The 20,328-nt window shown below is 70.9% G+C and carries 11 protein-coding genes; 6 read left to right on the forward strand and 5 right to left on the reverse strand.

All coding sequences use genetic code 11. From position 1 onward, the window contains the following. Nucleotides 1–8 precede the first annotated feature (8 nt). Nucleotides 9–1,406: an amidohydrolase family protein gene (locus K4L06_RS17215; protein WP_221672558.1), complete on the reverse strand. Its 1,398-nt coding sequence runs from the start codon at nt 1,404–1,406 to the stop codon at nt 9–11. Between the two features lie 101 nt (nt 1,407–1,507). Here K4L06_RS17215 and gcvA point away from each other — a divergent pair, with 101 nt between their 5' ends. The 6 genes from gcvA (at nt 1,508) to cobA (ending at nt 10,775) form a co-directional block, all read left to right on the forward strand. Beyond that, nucleotides 1,508–2,392, forward strand: a complete 885-nt coding sequence (gene gcvA / locus K4L06_RS17220; RefSeq protein WP_221672559.1) for a transcriptional regulator GcvA — start codon at nt 1,508–1,510, stop codon at nt 2,390–2,392. A gap of 680 nt (nt 2,393–3,072) precedes the next feature. Beyond that, entirely contained in the window at nt 3,073–4,239 is a 1,167-nt protein-coding gene (locus K4L06_RS17225) for an MFS transporter (protein ID WP_221673672.1), read from the forward strand. Nucleotides 4,240–4,250: 11 nt separating this feature from the next. Beyond that, complete coding sequence (nirB, locus tag K4L06_RS17230; RefSeq protein ID WP_221672560.1) at nt 4,251–6,704, forward strand: nitrite reductase large subunit NirB; 2,454 nt, start codon at nt 4,251–4,253, stop codon at nt 6,702–6,704. 3 nt (nt 6,705–6,707) lie between these two features. Then, a complete protein-coding gene (gene nirD / locus K4L06_RS17235; RefSeq protein ID WP_221672561.1) occupies nt 6,708–7,064 on the forward strand; it encodes a nitrite reductase small subunit NirD in 357 nt (118 codons plus the stop codon). After that, nucleotides 7,064–9,862 carry a nitrate reductase gene (locus tag K4L06_RS17240; RefSeq protein WP_221672562.1) on the forward strand — a complete coding sequence of 933 codons (2,799 nt, stop codon included), beginning with the start codon at nt 7,064–7,066 and terminating at the stop codon, nt 9,860–9,862. The genes nirD and K4L06_RS17240 overlap by 1 nt, the downstream gene beginning before the upstream one ends. 169 nt (nt 9,863–10,031) lie before the next feature. Then, the gene (gene cobA, locus K4L06_RS17245; RefSeq protein WP_221673673.1) at nt 10,032–10,775 is read left to right on the forward strand and encodes a uroporphyrinogen-III C-methyltransferase; all 744 of its coding nucleotides are present in this window, start codon (nt 10,032–10,034) and stop codon (nt 10,773–10,775) included. A gap of 15 nt (nt 10,776–10,790) precedes the next feature. Here the strand turns inward: cobA and K4L06_RS17250 are convergent, their stop codons facing one another. Genes K4L06_RS17250 through K4L06_RS17265 form a run of 4 tightly spaced genes read right to left on the reverse strand, consistent with a single transcriptional unit; the run spans nt 10,791 to nt 20,323 of the window. Then, nucleotides 10,791–12,386: a DUF6519 domain-containing protein gene (locus K4L06_RS17250; protein WP_221672563.1), complete on the reverse strand. Its 1,596-nt coding sequence runs from the start codon at nt 12,384–12,386 to the stop codon at nt 10,791–10,793. Nucleotides 12,387–12,402: 16 nt separating this feature from the next. After that, nucleotides 12,403–14,652: a hypothetical protein gene (locus K4L06_RS17255; protein ID WP_221672564.1), complete on the reverse strand. Its 2,250-nt coding sequence runs from the start codon at nt 14,650–14,652 to the stop codon at nt 12,403–12,405. Between the two features lie 8 nt (nt 14,653–14,660). Next, on the reverse strand, nt 14,661–17,822 hold the full coding sequence (locus K4L06_RS17260) for a putative baseplate assembly protein (RefSeq protein WP_221672565.1): 3,162 nt from the start codon (nt 17,820–17,822) through the stop codon (nt 14,661–14,663). Next, nucleotides 17,819–20,323, reverse strand: coding sequence for a putative baseplate assembly protein (locus K4L06_RS17265; RefSeq protein WP_221672566.1), 2,505 nt, complete (start codon nt 20,321–20,323; stop codon nt 17,819–17,821). Before K4L06_RS17265 ends, K4L06_RS17260 begins: the two co-directional genes overlap by 4 nt. Nucleotides 20,324–20,328: the final 5 nt, after the last annotated feature.

Consider the following 20,328-nt stretch of genomic DNA (forward strand, 5'->3'; position numbering starts at 1 on the left):
CGCGTCGATCATGGCGTTGCGGGAGGGCCGTCGGCCGCGGCCGGATGCGCCGCGCTGTCGCGACCGCCGGCCGGATCGTCGCGATACACCTGCCCGCCCTTCATCACGAACGATACCCGCCGCAGCAGGCCGATATCGGCGACCGGATCGCCGGCCACCGCGACGATGTCGGCCTGCTTGCCCTCGGCGACGGCGCCGGTCTCGCGGTCGATGCCCAGCATCTGCGCCGCGTGCAGGGTCGCGGCCTGGATCGCGCGCATCGGCGGCAGCCCCGCCTGCACCAGCAACTGCAGTTCGCGCGCGTTCTCGCCGTGCGGGTACACCCCGGCGTCGCTGCCGGAGGCGATCTTCACCCCGGCCCGGTAGGCGCGCGCGGTGGTCTGCAGGTTGCGCAAGCCGGCTGCCTTGATCTTGGCCGCCACCACCGGAGGGAAATAGCCGGACTGGTCGGCCTTGTCGAAGGTGTAGGCATTGGGGCTGATGGTGGGCACGAACCAGGTGCCGTGCGCCTTCATCAGCCGCAGGCCTTCCTCGTCGACGTAGGTGCCGTGTTCGATCGAATCCACGCCGCCCAGCACCGCGCGACGGATCGCTTCGGCGCCGTGCGCATGCGCGGTGACCTTGAAGCCGTAGTCGCGGGCCGCGGCCACCACGGCCTTGATCTCGGCCACGGTCATCTGCGCGTTGTCGGCGCTGGCGCCTTCGCTCAGAAAACCGCCCGAGGTCATCAGCTTGATCGCGTCGGCGCCGCGCTTGTAGTGCTCGCGCACCGCCTTGCGGGCATCGTCCTCGCCGTCGATCACTCCCTGCGCCACGCCAGGGTCGCCGGCCAGATCGGCGCGATAGCCGTTGGTCGGGTCGGCATGGCCGCCGGTGGAGCCGATCGGCACGCCCGCGGTGAGGATGCGCGGGCCGATCGCGTAGCCCGCAGCGATGGCATCGCGCAGGGCCACCGTCTCGTAGGCGTTGTCGCCCAGGTTGCGCACCGTGGTGAAGCCGGCCAGCAGCGTGTCGCGCGCATAGCGGGTCGAGCGGACCGCATAGTCGGCGATGTCGAGGCGAAACTTCTCGACCGCGCTGGCCGGGCCGACCTGGTCGGACAGGTGGACATGGGCGTCGATCAGGCCGGGCAGGCAGGTCGCGTCGCTCAGGTCCACGACCCGCGCGCCGGAGGGGGCGACGCGGCCGGGCAGCACCTGGGCGATACGCGCATCGCGCACCAGCACCGTGGTCGGGCCGAGCAACTGGCCGCGGTCGACATCGACCAGGCGGCCGCAGTGCAGGGCGCGCAGCGCGGTGCCGTCAGCGCCGCCGGAGCCGTTTTCGGCGGGCGTGGCGAGTGCGGTCGAGGGGGCGAGCGACAGCAGCGCCGGCGCCCATCGCGATATCTTGAGTAGATGTAACATCAACCGTCCGTTATGGAAGTGCCTGACGGAATCGTACGAACGCTTACGAGCCACAGGAAACGATCGTTTCTCGCAAGTCTTATGACTGGAAATAACAAGCGATGATGCGTGGACTGCCGCCTTTGAGCTCGCTGCGCGCGTTCGAGGCCGCCGCCCGCCTGCAGAATTTCTCGCGCGCGGCCGAGGAACTGCACGTCACCCCCGGGGCGGTCAGCCACCGCATCAAGGCGCTGGAAGCGTTCCTGGGCGCGGCGCTGTTCGTGCGCCACGGCAAGCGCAGCCTGGTGCTGACCGGCGAGGGGCGGGACTTCGCCGAGCAGGTCCGCGGCGCCCTGCAGCAGGTCGCCGATGCGGCGCGGCGGATCCAGCGGCAACGGCCCGAGCGCCTGGTGATCAGCACCTTGCCCTCGTTCGCGTCGCGCTGGCTGATGCCGCGCATCGGCAGCTTCCTCGATGCCCATCCCGAGATCGACTTCGGCCTGCGTACCGGCAGCGCGCACGTGGATTTCGCCGCCGAGGGGGTCGACCTGGCGATCCGCTTCGGTCCCGGCGGCTGGCCGAACGTCGATTCGGAACTGCTGCTGCGCGACGAGCAATTCCCGGTGTGCAGCCCCGCGTTCCTGGATGCGCGGCCGCCGTTGGGCCCACAGGATCTGTGCGCGCTCCCGCTGCTGCAGGCCGATCCGCCCGGCTGGCGCCCGTGGTTCGAGGCGGCGGGGCTCGGCCCGCTGGAACCGCGTCCGGCCTTGGCCTTCAACGACGCGGCGCTGACCCTGCAGGCGGCGATCGACGGACGCGGCGTCATGCTGGCGCGACGCTCGATCGTGGAGCGCGACCTGGGCGCAGGCGTCCTGGTCCGTCCGTTCGCGACGGCGGTGGCGACCGACTATGCCTACTACCTGGTCTGGCCCAGGCAGGTGTCGCGTTCGGAACTGGCGGCCGAGTTCCGCGCCTGGCTGCTGGCGCATGCGGGCGCGGTGGGCTGAGCGAGCGGTGCCGGGTGCGGCCTGCGTCTGCGTCAGCGCGGACCGCGATGGGGATACGCGCATAGGCGCGGACTTGCCGTTGTTGCCCGCAGGCGCAGCAGGGCCATCCATCGACTACCGCTCGATGGCGCCGGTTCGGAATATCCCGGAACGGGTTCCGACCAGGATCGCTTGTCTGAGATCGCCTGCTCGAGATCGCTAGTTCGAGATCGCTTGTTTGGGATCGCTTGTTTGGGATCGCCTGTCCGAGCCGACGCGGCCACGGCTTACGCCTGCGACACGTCGAGACCTGGTGCGTCGCACAATATTGGTGCAGCGCCGCACGATTTTGGCGCGGCGGGGCTGCCTGGCGCTGATCCACGCAGGAGGCAGGGCGCCTAAGCATCTGAATTTGTAACGAATCACATTCGACGAATGCCTCGCACGCGATTGGCACGGGCTTTGCTTGATCTGTCGTGCGGGCGCAACGGCGCGTTCGCGACAACCCGATAGCGGCAGGCGGACCAACGGCGGTCCGGTTGCCGAAGACAACGGCGTCTTTCCGGTTCGCACCGGGAAGGCGCCGTTTTCGTTTGCCCCTTGCGGTCGCCTGGCGTGCCGATGGAACGGCGCGGCGCGGCCACCTTTCGGAGATTGCGCGGATGGATCGTTCGTTCTGGCGGGCCGGGCATACGCCCACCTTGTTGTCGGCGTTTTTGTATTTCGATCTGAGTTTCATGGTCTGGTACCTGCTGGGGCCGATGCAGGTGCAGATCGCCGAAGCCTTGGCGCTGGACACGCGCCAACGCGCGCTGATGGTGGCGGTGCCGATCCTGTGCGGCGCGCTGTTGCGTTTGTTGCTGGGCCTGGTGGCCGACCGCATCGGCGCGCGCCGCACCGGCCTGCTTGCCCAGGGCGTGGTGATCGCGGCGCTGTTCGTGGCCTGGTATTCGGGCGTGCACAGCTATGCGCAGGTGCTGCTGCTCGGCGCCATGCTCGGCGTCGCCGGCGCCTCGTTCGCGATCGCCTTGCCGCTGGCCTCGCGCTGGTATCCGCCCGAGCACCAGGGCACGGCGATGGGGATCGCCGGCGCCGGCAACTCGGGCACGGTGCTGGCGGCGCTGTTCGCGCCGGCCTTGGCCGCTGCGTTCGGCTACCGCAACGTGTTCGGCCTGGCCTGCCTGCCGCTGCTCGTCGTGTTGGCGGTGTTCGCCCTGTACGCCAAGGACGCGCCGGTGGCGGTACCGCAGCGGCGCCTGCGCGATTACGGCCGGGTGCTGGTCGGCAACCGCGATTCGTGGTGGTTCATGTTCTTCTACGCGATCACCTTCGGCGGTTTCGCCGGCTTCGCCAGCGCCTTGCCCGGCTACTTCCACGATCAGTTCGGCTTCGAACCCAAGCTCGCCGGCTGGGCCACCGCGGCCTGCGTGCTGGCCGGCTCGCTGATGCGTCCGTTCGGCGGCGCGATCGCCGACCGCATCGGCGGTACCCGCACCTTGCTGGCGGTGTACGCGCTGGCGGCGTTGCTGGTCGCGTTGGCCGCGTTGGGCCTGGGCGCGGCGGCGACGGTGGGCCTGTTCGTGCTGACCCTGCTGTGCCTGGGCGCCGGCAACGGCGCGGTGTTCCAACTCGTGCCGCAGCGCTTCGGCAGCGACATCGGCCTGATGACCGGCCTGATCGGCATGGCCGGCGGCGTCGGCGGTTTCCTGCTCGCCGCCGGCATGGGCGTGCTCAAGCAGGAATACGGCAGCTATGCGCCCGGCCTGTGGGGCTTCGCCGCATTCGCCGGACTGGCCTGGTTGTCGGTGGCGGGATTGCGCCAGCACTGGCGCCAGCAGTGGACCGCGGTCGGCGCGGCCCGGGTCTGAGGGGAGAGCCCATGAACAAACTCAAGCTGGTGGTGATCGGCAACGGCATGGCGGGCATCCGCACGCTGGAAGAACTGCTCAAGCTGGCGCCGGAGCTGTACGACATCACCGTGTTCGGCGCCGAGCCGCATCCGAACTACAACCGGATCCTGCTGTCGCCGGTGCTGGCCGGCGAGCAGGCCTTCGACGACATCGTGCTCAATCCGTTGTCGTGGTACGAGCAGAACGGGATCCGCCTGCACCTGGGCAAGGAAGTAGTGCGGATCGACCGGGTGCGCCGGCGGGTGATCGCCGCCGACGGTACCGAAGCCGAGTACGACCGCCTGCTGCTGGCCACCGGCTCGCTGCCGATCCTGCTGCCGGTGCCGGGCAAGGACCTGGGCGGGGTGATCAGCTACCGCGACATCCGCGATACCCAGGCGATGATCGACGCCGCCCGGGTCAAGCGCCATGCGGTGGTGATCGGCGGCGGCCTGCTCGGCCTGGAGGCGGCCAACGGCCTGCGCCAGCGCGGCATGGAGGTGGTGGTGGTGCACCTGGCCGAGTGGCTGCTCGAGCGCCAGCTCGACCCGGTCGCGGGCGAGTTGCTGCAACGCTCGCTGAGCGAGCGCGGCCTGCGCTTCCGCCTGGGCACCTCGACCGAGGCCTTGCTCGGCGACGAGCAAGGTGCGGTGCGCGCGGTGCGCTTCTCCGACGGCAGCGAGGAGCCGGCCGAACTGGTGGTGATGGCGGTCGGCATCCGTCCCAACATCCGCCTGGCCCAGGACGCGGGGATCCACTGCGCGCGCGGCATCGTGGTCAACGATTCGCTGCAGACCTACGACCCGCGCGTGTACGCGGTCGGCGAATGCGTCAGCCACCGCGGCGTCGCCTACGGCCTGGTCGCGCCGCTGTTCGAGCAGGCCAAGGTCTGCGCCAATCATCTGGCGCGCTACGGCATCGGCATCTACCGCGGCTCGGTGTCGTCGACCAAGCTCAAGGTCACCGGCATCGATCTGTTCTCGGCCGGCGAATTCATGGGCGGCGAGGGCTGCGACGAGATCGTGCTGTCCGACCCGGCCGGTGGGGTCTACAAGAAACTGGTGATCCGCGACGAGCGCCTGGTCGGCGCCTGCCTGTACGGCGACACCGGCGACGGCGGCTGGTATTTCAAGCTGCTCAAGGACGCGAGCCCGATCGACGACCGCCGCGACCAGCTGATCTTCGGCGAGACCGCGCTCGGCGACGCCGGCACCGCCGGCCAGGACCGCGCCAGCGCGATGGCCGACGCCGACGAGGTCTGCGGCTGCAACGGGGTCAGCAAGGGTTGCATCGTCAAGGCGATCAACGAGCAGGGCCTGTTCACCGTCGACGAGGTCAAGAAGCAGACCAAGGCCGCCAGTTCCTGCGGTTCCTGCACCGGCCTGGTCGAGCAGTTGCTGATGAACTGCCTGGGTTCGAATTTCCAGGAAACGCCCAAGACCAAGGCGGTGTGCGGCTGCACCGACCACAGCCACGGCGAGGTGCGCCAGGCGATCCGCGAGCACAAGCTGCTCAGCCACGCCCAGGCCTACGCCTTCCTGGAATGGCGCTCGCCCAACGGCTGCGCGACTTGCCGGCCGGCGATCAACTACTACCTGATCTCGACCTGGCCGCGCGAAGCGGTCGACGACCCGCAGTCGCGCTTCATCAACGAGCGCGCCCACGCCAACATCCAGAAGGACGGCACGTTCTCGGTGATTCCGCAGATGAAGGGCGGGGTGACCAACGCCTCGGAACTGCGCCGGATCGCCGACGTCGCCGACAAGTACGCGATCCCGATGGTCAAGGTCACCGGCGGCCAGCGCATCGACCTGCTCGGAGTCAAGAAAGAAGACCTGGTCGAGGTCTGGCGCGATCTGGGAATGAATTCCGGCCACGCCTACGGCAAGTCGATCCGCACGGTGAAGACCTGCGTCGGCAGCGAGTTCTGCCGCTTCGGCACCCAGAACAGCACCCAGATGGGCATCGACCTGGAAACCATGCTGGCCAACATGTGGAGCCCGCACAAGGTCAAGCTGGCGGTGTCGGGCTGCCCGCGCAACTGCGCCGAGTCCGGGATCAAGGACGTCGGCATCATCGCGGTGGATTCGGGCTGGGAGATCCACGTCGGCGGCAACGGCGGGATCAAGACCGAGGTCGCGCGCTTCCTGGTCAAGGTGCGCAGCGCCGAGGAGGTGCGCGAGTACACCGGCGCCTTCCTGCAGCTGTACCGCGAGCAGGCCTATTACCTGGACCGCACCGTGCACTACCTGCAGCGGGTCGGGATGGACTACGTGCAGCAGCGGGTGGTCGCCGACGCGGCCAACCGGCGCGCCTTGTACGAGCGCTTGCTGTACGCGCTGGAAGGCCTGACCGACCCGTGGGCGGCGCGGATCGCCGCGGCCAAGCCGCGCGAGTACCAGCGCCTGCGGATTCCGGCGCAGTTGGTCGGGGCGGAGGGCTGAGCGATGCACGAGATCGACGACGATCCGCGTTGGCAGCGCATCTGCGTGCTGGAAGACATTCCGCGCCTCGGTGCGCGGGTGCTGGAGATCGCCGGCGGCGACGACGTCGCCGTGTTCCGCACCGCCGACGACCGGGTGTTCGCCCTGATCGACCGTTGCCCGCATAAAGGCGGGCCGCTGTCGCAGGGACTGGTCGCCGGCGACCGGGTGACCTGTCCCTTGCACGCCTGGACGATCGGTTTGGGCGACGGCCGTGCCTGCGAGCCGGACGTCGGCTGCACGCCGACCTTGCGCGTGCGGCTGCAGGCCGGCGAGGTCTGGCTGGCGCTGGCCGATCTGCCGTTGCGGGGCGCGGCCTGATGGACGGCGGCGGCGCGCCCGGTCGGGAGGCCGACGACCGGATCCGTTCGGTGTGCTGCTACTGCGGCGTCGGTTGCGGCGTGCTGGTGCAGACCGCCGGCAGCGGCGAGCAGCGGCGCATCGTCGCGGTCGAGGGCGACCCGCAGCATCCGGCCAACCAGGGCCGGCTGTGCAGCAAGGGCCGCGCCCTGGCGCAGAGCGCGAGCAGCCTGCAGGGGCGGTTGCTGGCGCCGCAGCTGCGGCCGTCGCGGCATGCGCCGCGGCGCGAGGTCGACTGGTCGCTGGCGCTGGACACGGTGGCCGCGCGGCTGGCCTCGATCGTGGCCGAACACGGTCCGGACTCGGTCGCGTTCTACTTGTCCGGGCAGTTGCTGACCGAGGACTACTACGTCTTCAACAAGCTCGCCAAAGGCCTGCTGGGCAGCAACAACATCGATACCAATTCGCGTCTGTGCATGTCCAGCGCGGTCGCCGGCTACAAGCTCGCGCTCGGCGCCGACGGGCCGCCGACCTGTTACGAGGACCTGGAGCTGGCGCGTACCGTGCTGTTCGCCGGCAGCAACATGGCCTATGCGCATCCGGTGCTGTTCCGGCGCCTTGAGCAAGCGCGCGAACGCGATCCGCAGCGGCGCTGGATCGTGGTCGATCCGCGCCGCACCGACACCGCGGCGATGGCCGACCTGCATCTGGCGATCCAGCCCGGCACCGACGTGGCCTTGTTCAACGGCATGCTGCACCACCTGATCTGGGAAGACCGGATCGACCGCGACTACATCGCCCGCCACACCCAGGGCTTCGACGAACTCAAGCGGACGCTGCGCGACTACACCCCGCGCATGGCCGCGGAGATCTGCGGCATCGAAGCCGCCGACCTGGTCCAGGCGGCGGAATGGTTCGGCAGCGGCGAGCCGGCGTTGTCGCTGTACTGCATGGGCCTGAACCAGTCCGCGCACGGCACCGACAAGAACCTGGCCCTGATCCACCTGCATCTGGCCACCGGCCAGATCGGCAAGCCCGGCGCCGGCCCGTTCTCGCTGACCGGCCAGCCCAATGCGATGGGCGGACGCGAAGTCGGCGGCATGGCGACCATGCTGGCCGCGCACCGCGAGATCGGCAACGCCCAGCACCGGGCCGAACTGGAAACGCTGTGGGGCCTGCCGGCGCAGCATCTGTCGGCGCAGCCGGGCCTGTCCGCGGTGCCGCTGTTCGAGGCCTTGCGCAGCGGTCGGGTCAAGGCGGTGTGGATCGCCTGCACCAACCCGGTGCACTCCATGCCCGACATCGGCCGGGTGCGCGAAGCGCTGCAGCAGGCCGACTATGTGATCGTGCAGGAAGCCTTCGAACGCACCGACACCACGCCGTATGCCGACGCCTTGCTGCCGGCGGCGACCTGGGGCGAAAAAGAAGGCACGGTGACCAATTCCGAGCGGCGCATCTCGCGGGTGCGCGCCGCGGTGCCGGCGCCCGGCCGGGCCCGGCCGGACTGGTGGATCGCGACCGAAGTCGCGCGCCGGCTGGAAGCGCGGCTGGCGCCGCCCGGCACCGCGCCGATGTTCGGCTTCGACGGGCCGGCGGCGATCTTCGACGAACACCGGCGGCTGACCGAAGGCCGCGACCTCGACATCGGCGGACTCGACTATGCGCGCCTGGATGCGCAGGGGCCGCAGCAATGGCCGTACCCGGCCGGCGCGCAAAGCGGACAGGCGCGGCGCTACGCCGACGGCCGCTATCCCACCGACGACGGCCGCGCGCGTTTTCAGCCGACCCCGTACCGGCCGGTGGCCGAGCCCACTTCGTCGCGGTTTCCGCTGCGCTTGCTCAGCGGCCGGCTGCGCGATCAGTGGCACGGCATGTCGCGTAGCGGCCGGGTGCCGGCGCTGTTCGCGCACAGCCCCGAGCCCGGCCTGCGCATGCAGGCCCAGGACGCGGCGCGGCGCGGCCTGGCCGCCGGCGATCTGGTGCGGGTGATCGGCAAACGCGGCGAACTGGTGTTGCCGCTGGAGCTGTCCGACGAAGTGAGTTCCGGCACGGTGTTCGCGGCCATGCACTGGAGCGGCCAGTTCCTGTCCAGCGGCGGCATCAACGAAGTGACCCAGCCCGCAGTCGACGCGCGTTCGCTGCAGCCCGAACTCAAGCACGCCGCGGTGCGGGTGGAGAAGGCCGAGTTCGGCTGGCACCTGCTCGCGGCCCGTTGCGGCGACGCGCTGGCGCTGCACGTCGCGGCGCAGCCGTTCCTGCGCGATTGCGGGTATGCCGGGATCGGCCTGTATCCCTGGGCGATGCCGGGCGACGCGCCGGGGCGCGGCGAAGCCGACCAGGGGCGCGGCTGGCTGGTGCTGCGCGCGGCCCGCGTCGAGGCGCCGCCGGCAGCCTGGCTGGACGAGTTGGCGGCGGCGCTGGACCTGCAGGCGCAAGCCTTGCGGCTGGAATACCGCGACCCGCGCCGCGGCCTGGTCAAGCGCGTGGTCTGGGGCGACGCCAGCGCGCAGGACCGGATCGAAGGCCTGCTGTGGACCGATCCGCAGCGCCCGGCCGCGGCCGAGGCGCTGCTGGACACCGCCCTGTCCGGCACCGCCTGGGAAGGCCCGCGCCTGGCGGTGTTCTCGCGCTCGGCGGCAAGCGCGCGCGACCCGGTGGTCTGCCAATGCCTGCAGGTGCGCGAGTCGGCGATCCGCGCCGAGATCGCGCGCGGCGCCGACGCCGAGACGGTCAAGCAACGGCTGGGCTGCGCCAGCGTCTGCGGCTCCTGCGGGCCGCAGGTCATGCGCATGTGCCGCGAGACCGCGTTGCGGGCCTGAGCGCAGGCAAGCGGTCGCGGCCCTGGCCGCGGCGGTGGAACAGGCGGGACAAAAAGACAGGACGAGCAGGCAAGACGAGCAGACAAGACGAACAGGCGCAACACGGCATCCGGCGGAGACGAACATGCGGCAGAACATCGGCACAGGCGGGGCAGGGCGCGGCGGCGAAGTGGTGCTGCTGTCGGCCGGTCCCGGCGATCTGGAGCTGCTGACCCTGAAGGCGGCGCGCGAACTGGCCGCGGCGCAGGTGCTGCTGCTCGACGAACTGGTCGATCCGGGCATCGTCGAACTAGCGCCGCGGGCGCGGGTGCTGCGGGTCGGCAAGCGCGGCGGTTGCCGGTCCACGCCGCAGGCGTTCATCTGCCGGCTGATGCGCCGCTACGCGCTGCAGGGCGCGCGGGTGGTGCGGGTCAAGGGCGGCGATGCGCTGTTGTTCGGCCGCGCCGGCGAAGAGATCGAATTCCTGCGCGCGGCCGGGGTGCCGGTGCGCATCGTCAACGGGGTCAGTTCGGCCTTCGCCGCGGCCGCCGGGCTGGGCGTGTCGCTGACCCATCGCGAGCATTGCCACGGGGTCAGCTTCGTCACCGCGCACACTCGCGACCACGGCGAACCCGATTGGGCGGCGCTGGCGGCGACCGGCACGACCCTGGCGATCTACATGGGGCTGGGCCGGGTCGCTTCGGTCGCCGCGGCGCTGTTGCGGCATCTGCCGGCGCAGACGCCGGCGGCGATCGTGTTGGCGGCCAGCCGGGCCGACGAGCGCCGCATCGTCACCACGCTGGCGCGCCTGCACGAACACGCCGAGGCCGGCCGGGGCGGCGCGCCCGGCCTGATCCTGGTCGGCGCGGCGCTGGCCGCAGCCGCGGCCTCGCCTGCCTGCGTCGAAGAAGCGGCCGCCGCAGCGCGGCGCTGAAGCGGCCGGCGATGCCTATTTCTCGACCTTCTTGCGCTTGGCCGCGGTCTTCTTCGCCGCCGTCGCCGCGTTCTGCGGCGCGCGTGCGGCGGCCACGCTCAGATCGCCGGCGACGGCATCGTTGTCGACCGGTCCCGGCACGCGGGTGAGTTCGCCGCACAGGCGTTCGGGATAGACCAGGCACTGGCAGGAATCGACCTGTCCGCCTTCGCCGTCGTCGCCGCTGCCGACGAAACCCAGCGGCGCGTAGCGGTGCTCGACGCCGAGCGGCGGACGCAGTTCGGCCTCGCCGTCGATGCGCGGCCATTCCACGTCGCCGGTCGCGACCCGCGCCGGAATCAGCCAGTAGTCGCCGCTGCGATACTCGCCGCCGTCGCCGAAGCGGACCACGATGCCGTCCTCGAGCGGAATCCAGTACGGCTTGGCTGGGTCGTGTTTGGGCGGCGGGTTCAGCGGCACCGCGTTGTCGCTGGCCAGGCCGAAGTCGCCCTGGCCGACGTGGTCCCAGCGCCGCAGCTTGGTGCTGGCGTTGGGGCTGCGGTCCTGGGCCTGGGTCAGGACCAGCACGTTGCCCTCGACGCTGGCGATCTGGCTGAGCCGGCCGGGGCGGCCGAGCAGATCGTCTTCCTCGTCGGTGATCTCGACCCATTGCCGATCGCGGAAGTCGCGCGCGTTGGCGACTTCGATCCGGTCGCCACCGCCGCCGATCCAGCGCGTCAACACGCTGCCGTTGTCGCGCGACCATTTGAAGGTCGGGCCTTGGGGATGCTCGCTGCCGCGGTGGATCTCGACCCGGTACAGGTGATTCTCCGCGCCGCGGTAGGCCGAGTCGGGGCTGGTCGCGCAGGGGTCGTCCAGGCGCTCGTGCTCCTGCAGTTGCGCCGCCAGCCGCGGCCGGTCGCGTTCGAACAGGCGCAGCGGCGCGGCGCAGGCGGAGCGGTAGTCTTCCGACAGTTGCGACAGCGCCGCATCCAGGCGCGCGATCCACTCCAGCAGGCGCTTGCGCTCGTCCTCGTCCTCGGTCTGCTCGGCGCGCTGCTTGAGCTGGGCGATGCGGTCCTCGAAGGCCTTGCGCAACGGCTCCTGGGCCCAGGCGCGGACCTGCCACACCACTTGCCGCCGGCTGCAGGTGTCCGGCCCGCCGAGCGCGACTTCGCGCAAGTGCGGCATTTCGACCGAGGTGACGTGGCGTTCCCACACGTCCAGATAGACCCAGAAGCGGGCTTCGTCGTCGTCGCCCGATTCCAGCCACAGCCGCAGCGGATCGCCGCCGCCGGCGTTCGGATCGGCCGGCGCCGGGGTGTAGTGCGGTTGGGCGAGGTAGTCGCAGCCCTCGTTCTCGCACAGGATGCCGTCGACGTAGTAGCGCCCGGCGCCGATGCTCAGCGAGCGTTTGCCGTCGTTGTCCTGCAGCTCCAGGGCGAAGCCCGGCTCGGCGGCGGGCGCGGCGTAGGGGCCGAACACGTCGCGGGCCAGGGTGCGCAGCAGGTGCAGCAGGATCGCGCCCTGTTCGTTGGGATCGGCGTCCAGGGTGACCCGGCCTTGTTGCAGCAGGACCTGGCTGAAGTGATGGCGGGGATCGAAGGTCGCCCGAGTGAAATCGCCTTTCATATGCGTTCCTTCCAGGTCAGTCGGCGAAGAGGAGCCCGACCGTCATCCCGGCCGGGGTGTACTGGTCCAGGCGCGCGCGCAGATTGGCGGCACGCTGCGGCTCGTAGAGGTGGTGATAGACGCCCATCTGCGATTCGTCGTCGGCGCCGCGCAGGATCTCGATCGCGCAGGCGTCGAGCAGGCGCGCATAGCCGGGCCGGCCGTAGCGGCGCGAGCGGTAGCGCGGCCGCACCCGCAGGCGCTCGGCGGCCAGTTCGCGCGGCTCCTGCGCGGCCGGCAGCTTGCGCTCGCGCACCGCGGCGATGACGCCGTCGGGCTGGCAGCGATAGCGGCGCGGGGTGCGGCAATGGCAGGGCACGTAGCAGAAGCGCACGCAGCCGATCTGGCGCCGGGCGACGTTGAGGCAGTCGTTGAACAGGCAATTCTCGGCCAGCTCCAGCGCATGCGCCTCGACCGTGCCGAACACGGTGCTGCGACGCAGGGTCAGGCAGGCGTGCGCGACCGCCGAGGTCGCCGCGCCGATCGCTTCCTGGCGCGGGCCGGCGGCGTCGACGATGCTGTCTTCGATCGTCAGCGGGATCGGGTCGCTGCCGACCTCGTCCTGCTGGACCTGGATCGAGCCGACGATGCTGCGCTCGATCCGCACCGTCGCGCGCAGGTTGTACAGCTCCAGGCTGGGTTCGGACGGACGTTCGGGCTCGCAGCCGCAGCCGATGCCCCAGCCCGGCACCAGGGTGCAATGGCGGATCGACAGCCGGGCGGCGCAATCGGGTTGCAGCGCGGCCTGCTCGGCGTAGCGTTCCGGGTCGCGCGGCGCCGACACGTGCATCGGCCGGCCGGTCAGCAGGATGCCGTCGAGGGCGAAGCGGCTGCCGACGTCGAGTTCCACGGTCAGCGCATCGGCCAGGTCGGTCTGCCAGTCGATCAACCGGATCACCGGGCGCACGCCGTTGGCGGCGCGCAGGGTCAGCGACTGGCCCGGTTGCAGGCGGATATGCAGCGGTTCGACCCAGACCCCGCTGTGGATCAGCTCGATCACCGCGTGCTGCGGCGACTGTTCCTGCCACAGGCGCAGCGCGTCGGCGATGCGCGGCAGCGGCGGTTCGCTGCCCGGCGGCGTCGGCGAGCCGGCTTCGCCGACCCGGTACAGGGTGTAGTCCTGCGCCGGCCGGCGCATCGCGCGGCGGTATTCGCCGCCGCCGAGATCGGCGGCGAAACCGTAGTGGTAGCTGACCCGCACGCCTTTCTTGGGAATCTGGTTGGGCGGAAACATCAGCCGGCCCAGCACCGGGTCGATCGCGACCTTGCCGCGCGGCACCCGATAACGCCAACCGCTCAGGTCGGCGACCAGCAACGCGCTGGTCGGCAGCGGCTGGCTGCCGTCGTGGCCGGCCCATTGTTCGGCCCACACCGCCAGGCTTCTGCCGGGGCCGTATTCGTGTTCGAGTTCGCGCTGCAAGGCGCGCCGGCGCAGCGGCAACGGCAGGTTCTGTTCGCCGGCCTGATGGTAGCGGTCCGGCTCCGGGCGCGGCTTGCGGTACAGCGGCGCGTCCTGGCCGAGCACGCTGAAGGTGAAGCAGTGCGGGCCGACATCCTCGACGCAGTAGGCCGGGGTGCGGGTCACCGAGTAGCTGCGCATGCGCCAGGCGAACACGCCGACGCTGGGGATGTTGTGGCGGCCGACGCGATGGCGCGAGGCGATCCGGCGCACGTCTACGCTGTGCGCCAGCGGATCGAACGGGCTGCCGGCCAGTTCCAGCGGCGCCGGATCGCGCAGCGAGGCGGTGCCGATCCGCTGCATATGCAGATGATCCAGGTTCTGGGCGCGATCCAGATACTGGAAAAACTCGACCGCGCGCGCCGGCCAGCCGGCGACGTCGCGGGCCAGGTCTTCCAGCAACGACACGGTGCCCTTGCGCCGCCGGTGCTGGATCAGCTGGGCGACTTCGCGCCGCGGCACCAGCGCGCGCTCCAGCGCGCGGCCCTGGGCGTCGCGGCATTGCGCCGCAGCGCCGGCGGCCTCGACCGGGCGGTAGCCGAGCAGGTCGGCGATATAGGGCACGGCCCAGTCGTCGGCGGTCTCGACGAACCAGTTCTCGTACAACTGGGCGATATCGTCCTCGACCAGGTTCACCTGTTCGGCGATGACCCGCAGCAGCGCCTGCAGCGGATGGCCCTGTTCGATGTCGCGGATGCGGTGGATCGCCGGCAGCGGCCGGTACAGGCGGTCGGTGCGCGGTTCGAGATGCAGCGAAGGGATGTCCATGGCCTGGCTCACTGGACCGGGTTGAGGATCAGGGTGTCGGGCACGCTGGGCACGAAGCAGGCCAGCCGAGCCGGGCGGATGCGCTCGCCTTCGCGATAGGCGGCTCCGGCGTCGACCCGCGCCGGCGGTTGCACCGGCCGGCCTTGTTCGTCGTCCTGGCCGGTGTCGCTGTCGCCGTAGACGATGGTCTGGACGATCCCGGTGATCTCGTCCTGGCGCACCAGGCGACGCTGCCCGCTTTGCCAATCGATCACCGTCTGCGGAATGCCGCCGAAGCTGTCGACGTCGACCCAGTCGACGCCGCGCACCGACTGCATCGCCGCGACCAGTTCGCACAGCAGCGCCGGCTGGGCCAGGGCGCGCTGTTCGAAGCCGAAGCGTTCGAGCAGGCGCGCGCGCACCGCGCTCGCCACCGGCTCCCAGCGATGGCCGGCCTGCAGGCGCAGCCGCGCCTGCAGCACCAGGGCGATCCGCTCGCGCATCGCGACCTGCACCGACAGGCCGGGGTCGCCGAGTTCGCGCAGCGCCTGCAGCAGGTTGCGGTAGAGGTCGGAGTTCGGGTCCAGCGGCATGTCGTCGACCCCGGCCACGGTGATATGGACCTGCTCGCGCATCCCGTCGCTGAGCCGCGCCGCCTCGGCCTTGGCGATGCCGGCGAACATGCGGGTGAAATCGGCGTAGTCCGACAGCGACACCAGCCGGTCCAGCGCGGCCAGCGAACGCGGCGCGTTCTCGCGGATCAGCGCCGCGGTTTCGCGCTCGGCGCCGCCGGAGGCGGGCAGCGGATTGACCACGTCCTTGATCCCCAGCGGCCGGCTCACCAGCAAGGAGACCTGCTTGGCCCGCACGTTGCCGCCCTTGCCGATGCCGTTGCGGTACTCGGCGCGCAGGTTCTCGAAACCGCTGGGCGGGCGCAGGCCGTGCTCGCCGTCGCCGAAGATCACCGCGGTGACGCCGTCGTCGCCGGTCGCGCTGACGTAGGCGCGCGCGTCGGGACCGAGGCTGGAGAGGCTGTCGACCTCGCGCCACTCGACCCCGCCGACCAGCACCTTGAGCGTGCTGGCGGCGCCGGCCGCGGTCGGCGCCGGGCGCCAGGTCAACGGCGGCTGGCGCAGGGCGAAGCGTTGCAACGGCCGCCGCGCGTCGCTGCTGCCCAGCACTTCCTTGCGGCTTTCGCCATGGCTGGCGCGGACCACATTGGCGCGGATCAGCAGCCCTTCGCGGTAGTAGGTATAGGCCATCGGCGTAGCCAGGCGCAGGGTGGTGTGGGGGCGATCGCCGGGCAAGCTGTAATCGCTGCCGTGTTCCAGGCCGGCGACCATCAGCAATTCGCTGGCGCGCACGCCGCGGATGCCGTCGATGTCGCTGCGCTCGCCTTCGACCACGATCCAGCGTCCGGACTTGAGCTGTTCGTGCAGCGGGCCGAGCTCGAGTTCGCTGCCGGAGACATCGCCCAGGATCGGTTCCTGGGCCATTTCCAGGCGCCGCCGCTGCGGATGGACCCAGGTCTGGCGCAGCTCGTCGATGCGTTTCTTGAGCTCCTGGTTCTCGTCGACCTCGCGCCAGGCGGTGGGCTTTCCATCGACCCCGAAGTGGATGCCGGTGGTCTCGCCGGAGATGCCGTAGGCGCTGCGCGGACCGGTATGCACCGCGGCCACCTGCAGCACTTGGTTGCGCGGCAAGGGCGAAGACGGCGTTCCCGGCCGGCTTACCAGGACCAGATCGCCGGCCGCCAGCAGAGGATCGGCTTTGGCCAGATAGGCGTTGGTGTCGAATTCGTCGATTTCGTAGCGCCAGTCATTCCAGTCCGCCACCGACGGGACGGTGTTGCCGTCGAGCTCGGGCATGGGCTTTGCGGTAGTGGCGCCGAACAGCGTTTCTCCGGGAGCGAGCGCGTAGACCGCCTGCAGTTGCGCCGAAGCCTGCGGCGGACGAGATCCGCGCCAGGCGTCGTAGTAATTTTCCTTCAGCTTGGGCGCGAAATCGGTAATCAGCTGCGGCTGCAGATCGGCGCCGCCGCGGAAGCCCTCGCCGAGGCCTCGGCGCAGGCGCAGGCTGTTGGCGGCCTGCGGCCGGTTCGGCTTGAGCAGACTGTCGACTACCTCGTCGGGTCCGCTGCCGGGCAGGGGCGCGCCGGGCGTCTGCAGTTGAGCGAGCGCGGCGGCGAAATCCGCAATGGCCTGGCTGGCCTCGTCGTCGTCGACATTGATCTCGAGAAAATCGGCCCACAGCGCCAGCGGCGGTCGCGGCGCTCCCAGCCGCAGCGCGTCGAGCAGCCACACGCAATTGCTGATCGCCTGCGTGTCCTGAGCCGACACCAGCCGACTCAACAACGTTTCCAGCAAGGGATGGGCCGCCGGTTCCAGCGCCGGCAGCGGCTGCAGGCGCAGAGCGGTGCGTTGCCCGGCGAAGTCGGGCTCGACCGCGATCACCCGGCGCGCCACATGGACCGGCCCGGCAAAGCTGCCGAACCGGAACAGCAGCAGTTCGCCGACCTGCACGCCGGTGGCGATGCCGACCGCATGAACGCTGTCCAGCGCCAGGATCGTAGCCAGGACGATGCGTTGCGGACGCTGGCGGCGGATCTGCAGGTCGTTCCATTCGCGCCGCGCCAACAGCGGTTCGTCGGTCTCGAACGACTGCGGCAGTTCGTCCGGGCCGGGAATGCTCTGCGAACGGGTGCCGACCGGCAGCTCGACCGGTACGGTCTGGTTGTCGTCGACGGTGTAGGACAGGTACACACTTGAGGACACGCCGGGCCGCGGCGCGTAGCCGACCAGGCGCGCCAGCTCGACCAGCGAGCGGCGTTCGGTGGCGGTGCGCAGATAGCCCTCGTTGGCGATGCGTTCCTGATAGAAACTCAGCACGTCGCCGACGGTCGCCCAGGCGTCGAGCAGGGCGATGGCCGGGTCGGCCGCATCGCGGGTGGTCAGCGCCTGCAGCGGGCGCAAGCTGCGCGCGGGCCGTTCGCCGTCGGCGGGCAGGTCGATGGCGGCGGTCGCCAGCCGGGCTTTCATGCTGGCCAGGAAGCGGCCGTGGGTGCCGACGCGGTAAGCCAGCTCGGGCAGGCCGCGGCGGTTGTCGATCGGCACCGGGGTGGAGATCGCGACGCCTTCGCAGCAGCCGCAGCCGGCACCGCCGCAACCGCATCCATGACTGTGGGCGCTCATCGGCCACCTCCGACGGAGATCGCGAGCTTGCCGTGCTCGGGATAATTGGGGTCCTGGTCCAGGCGCGCGATCTCGTGCCCGCCCAGGCGCAGCAGGCCGTCCTCGAGTTCGCGATTGGCGGGCGCGAACAGCCGTTGCAGGCGGACCACGCGGGCGCATTCCACGCCCGGCACCGCCATCGCCTCGGCGACCAGCGCGCTGATCCGCAGCGGCTGGCCGAAGCTGAGCCGGTCGGGGTGGAAATAGCCGGGCTGGCCGTCGCGGCGGCGGCCGGCGCCGAAACGGTCGAGCAAGGCGGCCTTGATCGCGCCGCGTTCGTAGCCGGGCAAGGCGCAGACCTCCAGGGCCAGGTCGATCGGCACGTACACCGCGGTTTCCAGATGCAGGTCGTGGCCCATGCGGCGCACGCGCTGCAACGCCGCCTGCACCTCGCCCAGCAGCGGCGCCTCGGCCGGCACGCGCCCATAAGGATCCAGCGCCACGTCGGCCTCGTACCAACTGCCGGTCCAGACCAGTTCGCCGCTGGCGCGCTGCACGCGCGGGTCGCGTTCGGCCAGACGGGCGTAGTCGTCGGCGGTGATCGCACGCAGGCGCTGGCTGCGGAACGCGCCGGGGGCGAGCAGGCGCGCCTGCGCCAGCGGCTCGGCATCGCTGCCGCCCTGCGCCGGCAGCGGATTGTCGACCCGCAGTTGCAGGCCGCTCCAATCGCCGTCGCGCAGGTGCACGCGGTTGATGCTGTGCGCGCCGACGTTGCCGGCGCGGCCGTTGCCGATCCGGTAGCGGGCCTGGAAGCGCTGCCCGGCGGCCGGGCGCTTGCCGAGATCGTCGTCGCCGAAGCGCAGCCGGGCGACGCCCTGGTTGTCGATTTCGGCGACCACGTGGCGGTCCTCGCTCGCGCTGGAGAGCAGGTCGAATGCCGGCGTCCACGCGCCGCCGTCGCTATCGTCCAGGCGCAGCGCCGGCAGCGCCGCGCGCGGGTCCTGGCGCAGGCTGGCGGAGGCGGCGCGCGCGGCGGCGGGAGCCGCTTCGCGATGGGTCAGCGGCGTCTCGTCCAAGGACCAGTTGAAGCGCCCCGGCCGCAGTTCGATGTCCGCCGGCTGGCCTTCGCATTCGCACACCGCTTCGCTCTGGCCGTCCGGCACCGCGCCCAGGTCCTGCGTCGGCGCGTCGCGGCCGTGATCGGCCAGGACCACGTTGCCGAGCGCGATCGAGACCTCGCGCAGGCGCGGGCACTGCGGCGCCGGGCCCAGCGCGCTCAGGCACAGCGGGAACGGCAGCGCGTCGTCGGCATGCCAGCGCACCCGCAGCAAAGGGGTCGGGCGCGGGTCGTCGGCGCCGGCGGGATAGAGGTCATCCACCAGCGGCTCGACTTCGACCAGGCGTACCGGCCATACGCGCTGTGGGTCGGCATCGGCTTCCAGACCGGTGCGCGGGCCGATCGCTTCTTTCAGCAACAGCACCTCGCCGACGCGCAGTTCCAGCGCGCGCGCTTCGCCTTCGCCGTCGGCCCAGCGGTCGCGCAGCACCGCCGCGGTAGCGCCGCTCGGCAGGCAGCAGTCGTCGCGGCCCCAGTCGTAGAACGCGATCCGGTTGTGAGCGCTGCGCAGCGGGAGGGTGGCCGCGGAGTCGGCGAGGTGCGGCTGGAAGCTCTCGTAGCTGTCGGCCGCAAGCTCGCGCATCGCGTCGGCATCGAGCAGGCCGGGCAGCGGCGCGTCGGCGGCGATGCCGCTGAGGAATTGCAGCGCCGTCGCCGGCAGGTCGAGGTCCTGCGAGGTCTCGATCGCGACCCAGGCGCGGGCGTTGCAGCCTTCGTGCAGGCGGTAGTCGACCAGGCGGGCGTGACGGCGCACGGAAATGCGCTGACGGGCGGTGTCCAGATAGGCCTCGGTGGCGACCGCGTCCTGGTAATAGCTGAGGTAGTCGCCGGCATAGGCGAGCACTTCGATCAGGGTCAGGCCGAGGTCGGGCACGTGCCCGGGTTGCCAGTCCGGCGACAGCAGCGCCAGCCGGTCCTGGATCAGGCGGCGGAAGCTGGCGTAGTCCTTGGCCAGATAGGACAGCGCCGGTTCCGGCGGCGGCGCTTCGACGCAGGCCTGCGCCGGTGCGCAGTCCAGGTCGGAGGGGCAACCGGCCTTGAAAGAGAACTCGGCGCTGGCGTACATCGGGTCCAGGCCCTGGATATCGAGCAGGCGCAGGCGGTAGCGCGAATGGTCGCCGCGCCGGTCCAGGCGCAGCACCAGCCAGTCGTCGACATCGGCTTCTTCGCTGGCATGCGGGTCGACATCGACGATGCCGATCCCGCCGATCCGGGTGCCGCCTTCGATGCGCAGGTGGCGCAGCAAGCCCGGGCCGTCCTCGGCGAATTCGGGCGGCAGCTTGCCCAGGAAGTACACATGCAGGCTCAACTGGTCGGCGGAGACCTCGACGAAGTCCAGGCCGACCCGGCCGTGGAAGGCGCGGACGTCCTGGCGGCGCGGGTCGTTGCAGCACGAGAGGCTCATGGCGG

This window comes from Lysobacter sp. BMK333-48F3 (assembly GCF_019733395.1).
In the GTDB taxonomy this organism is placed as follows: domain Bacteria; phylum Pseudomonadota; class Gammaproteobacteria; order Xanthomonadales; family Xanthomonadaceae; genus Lysobacter.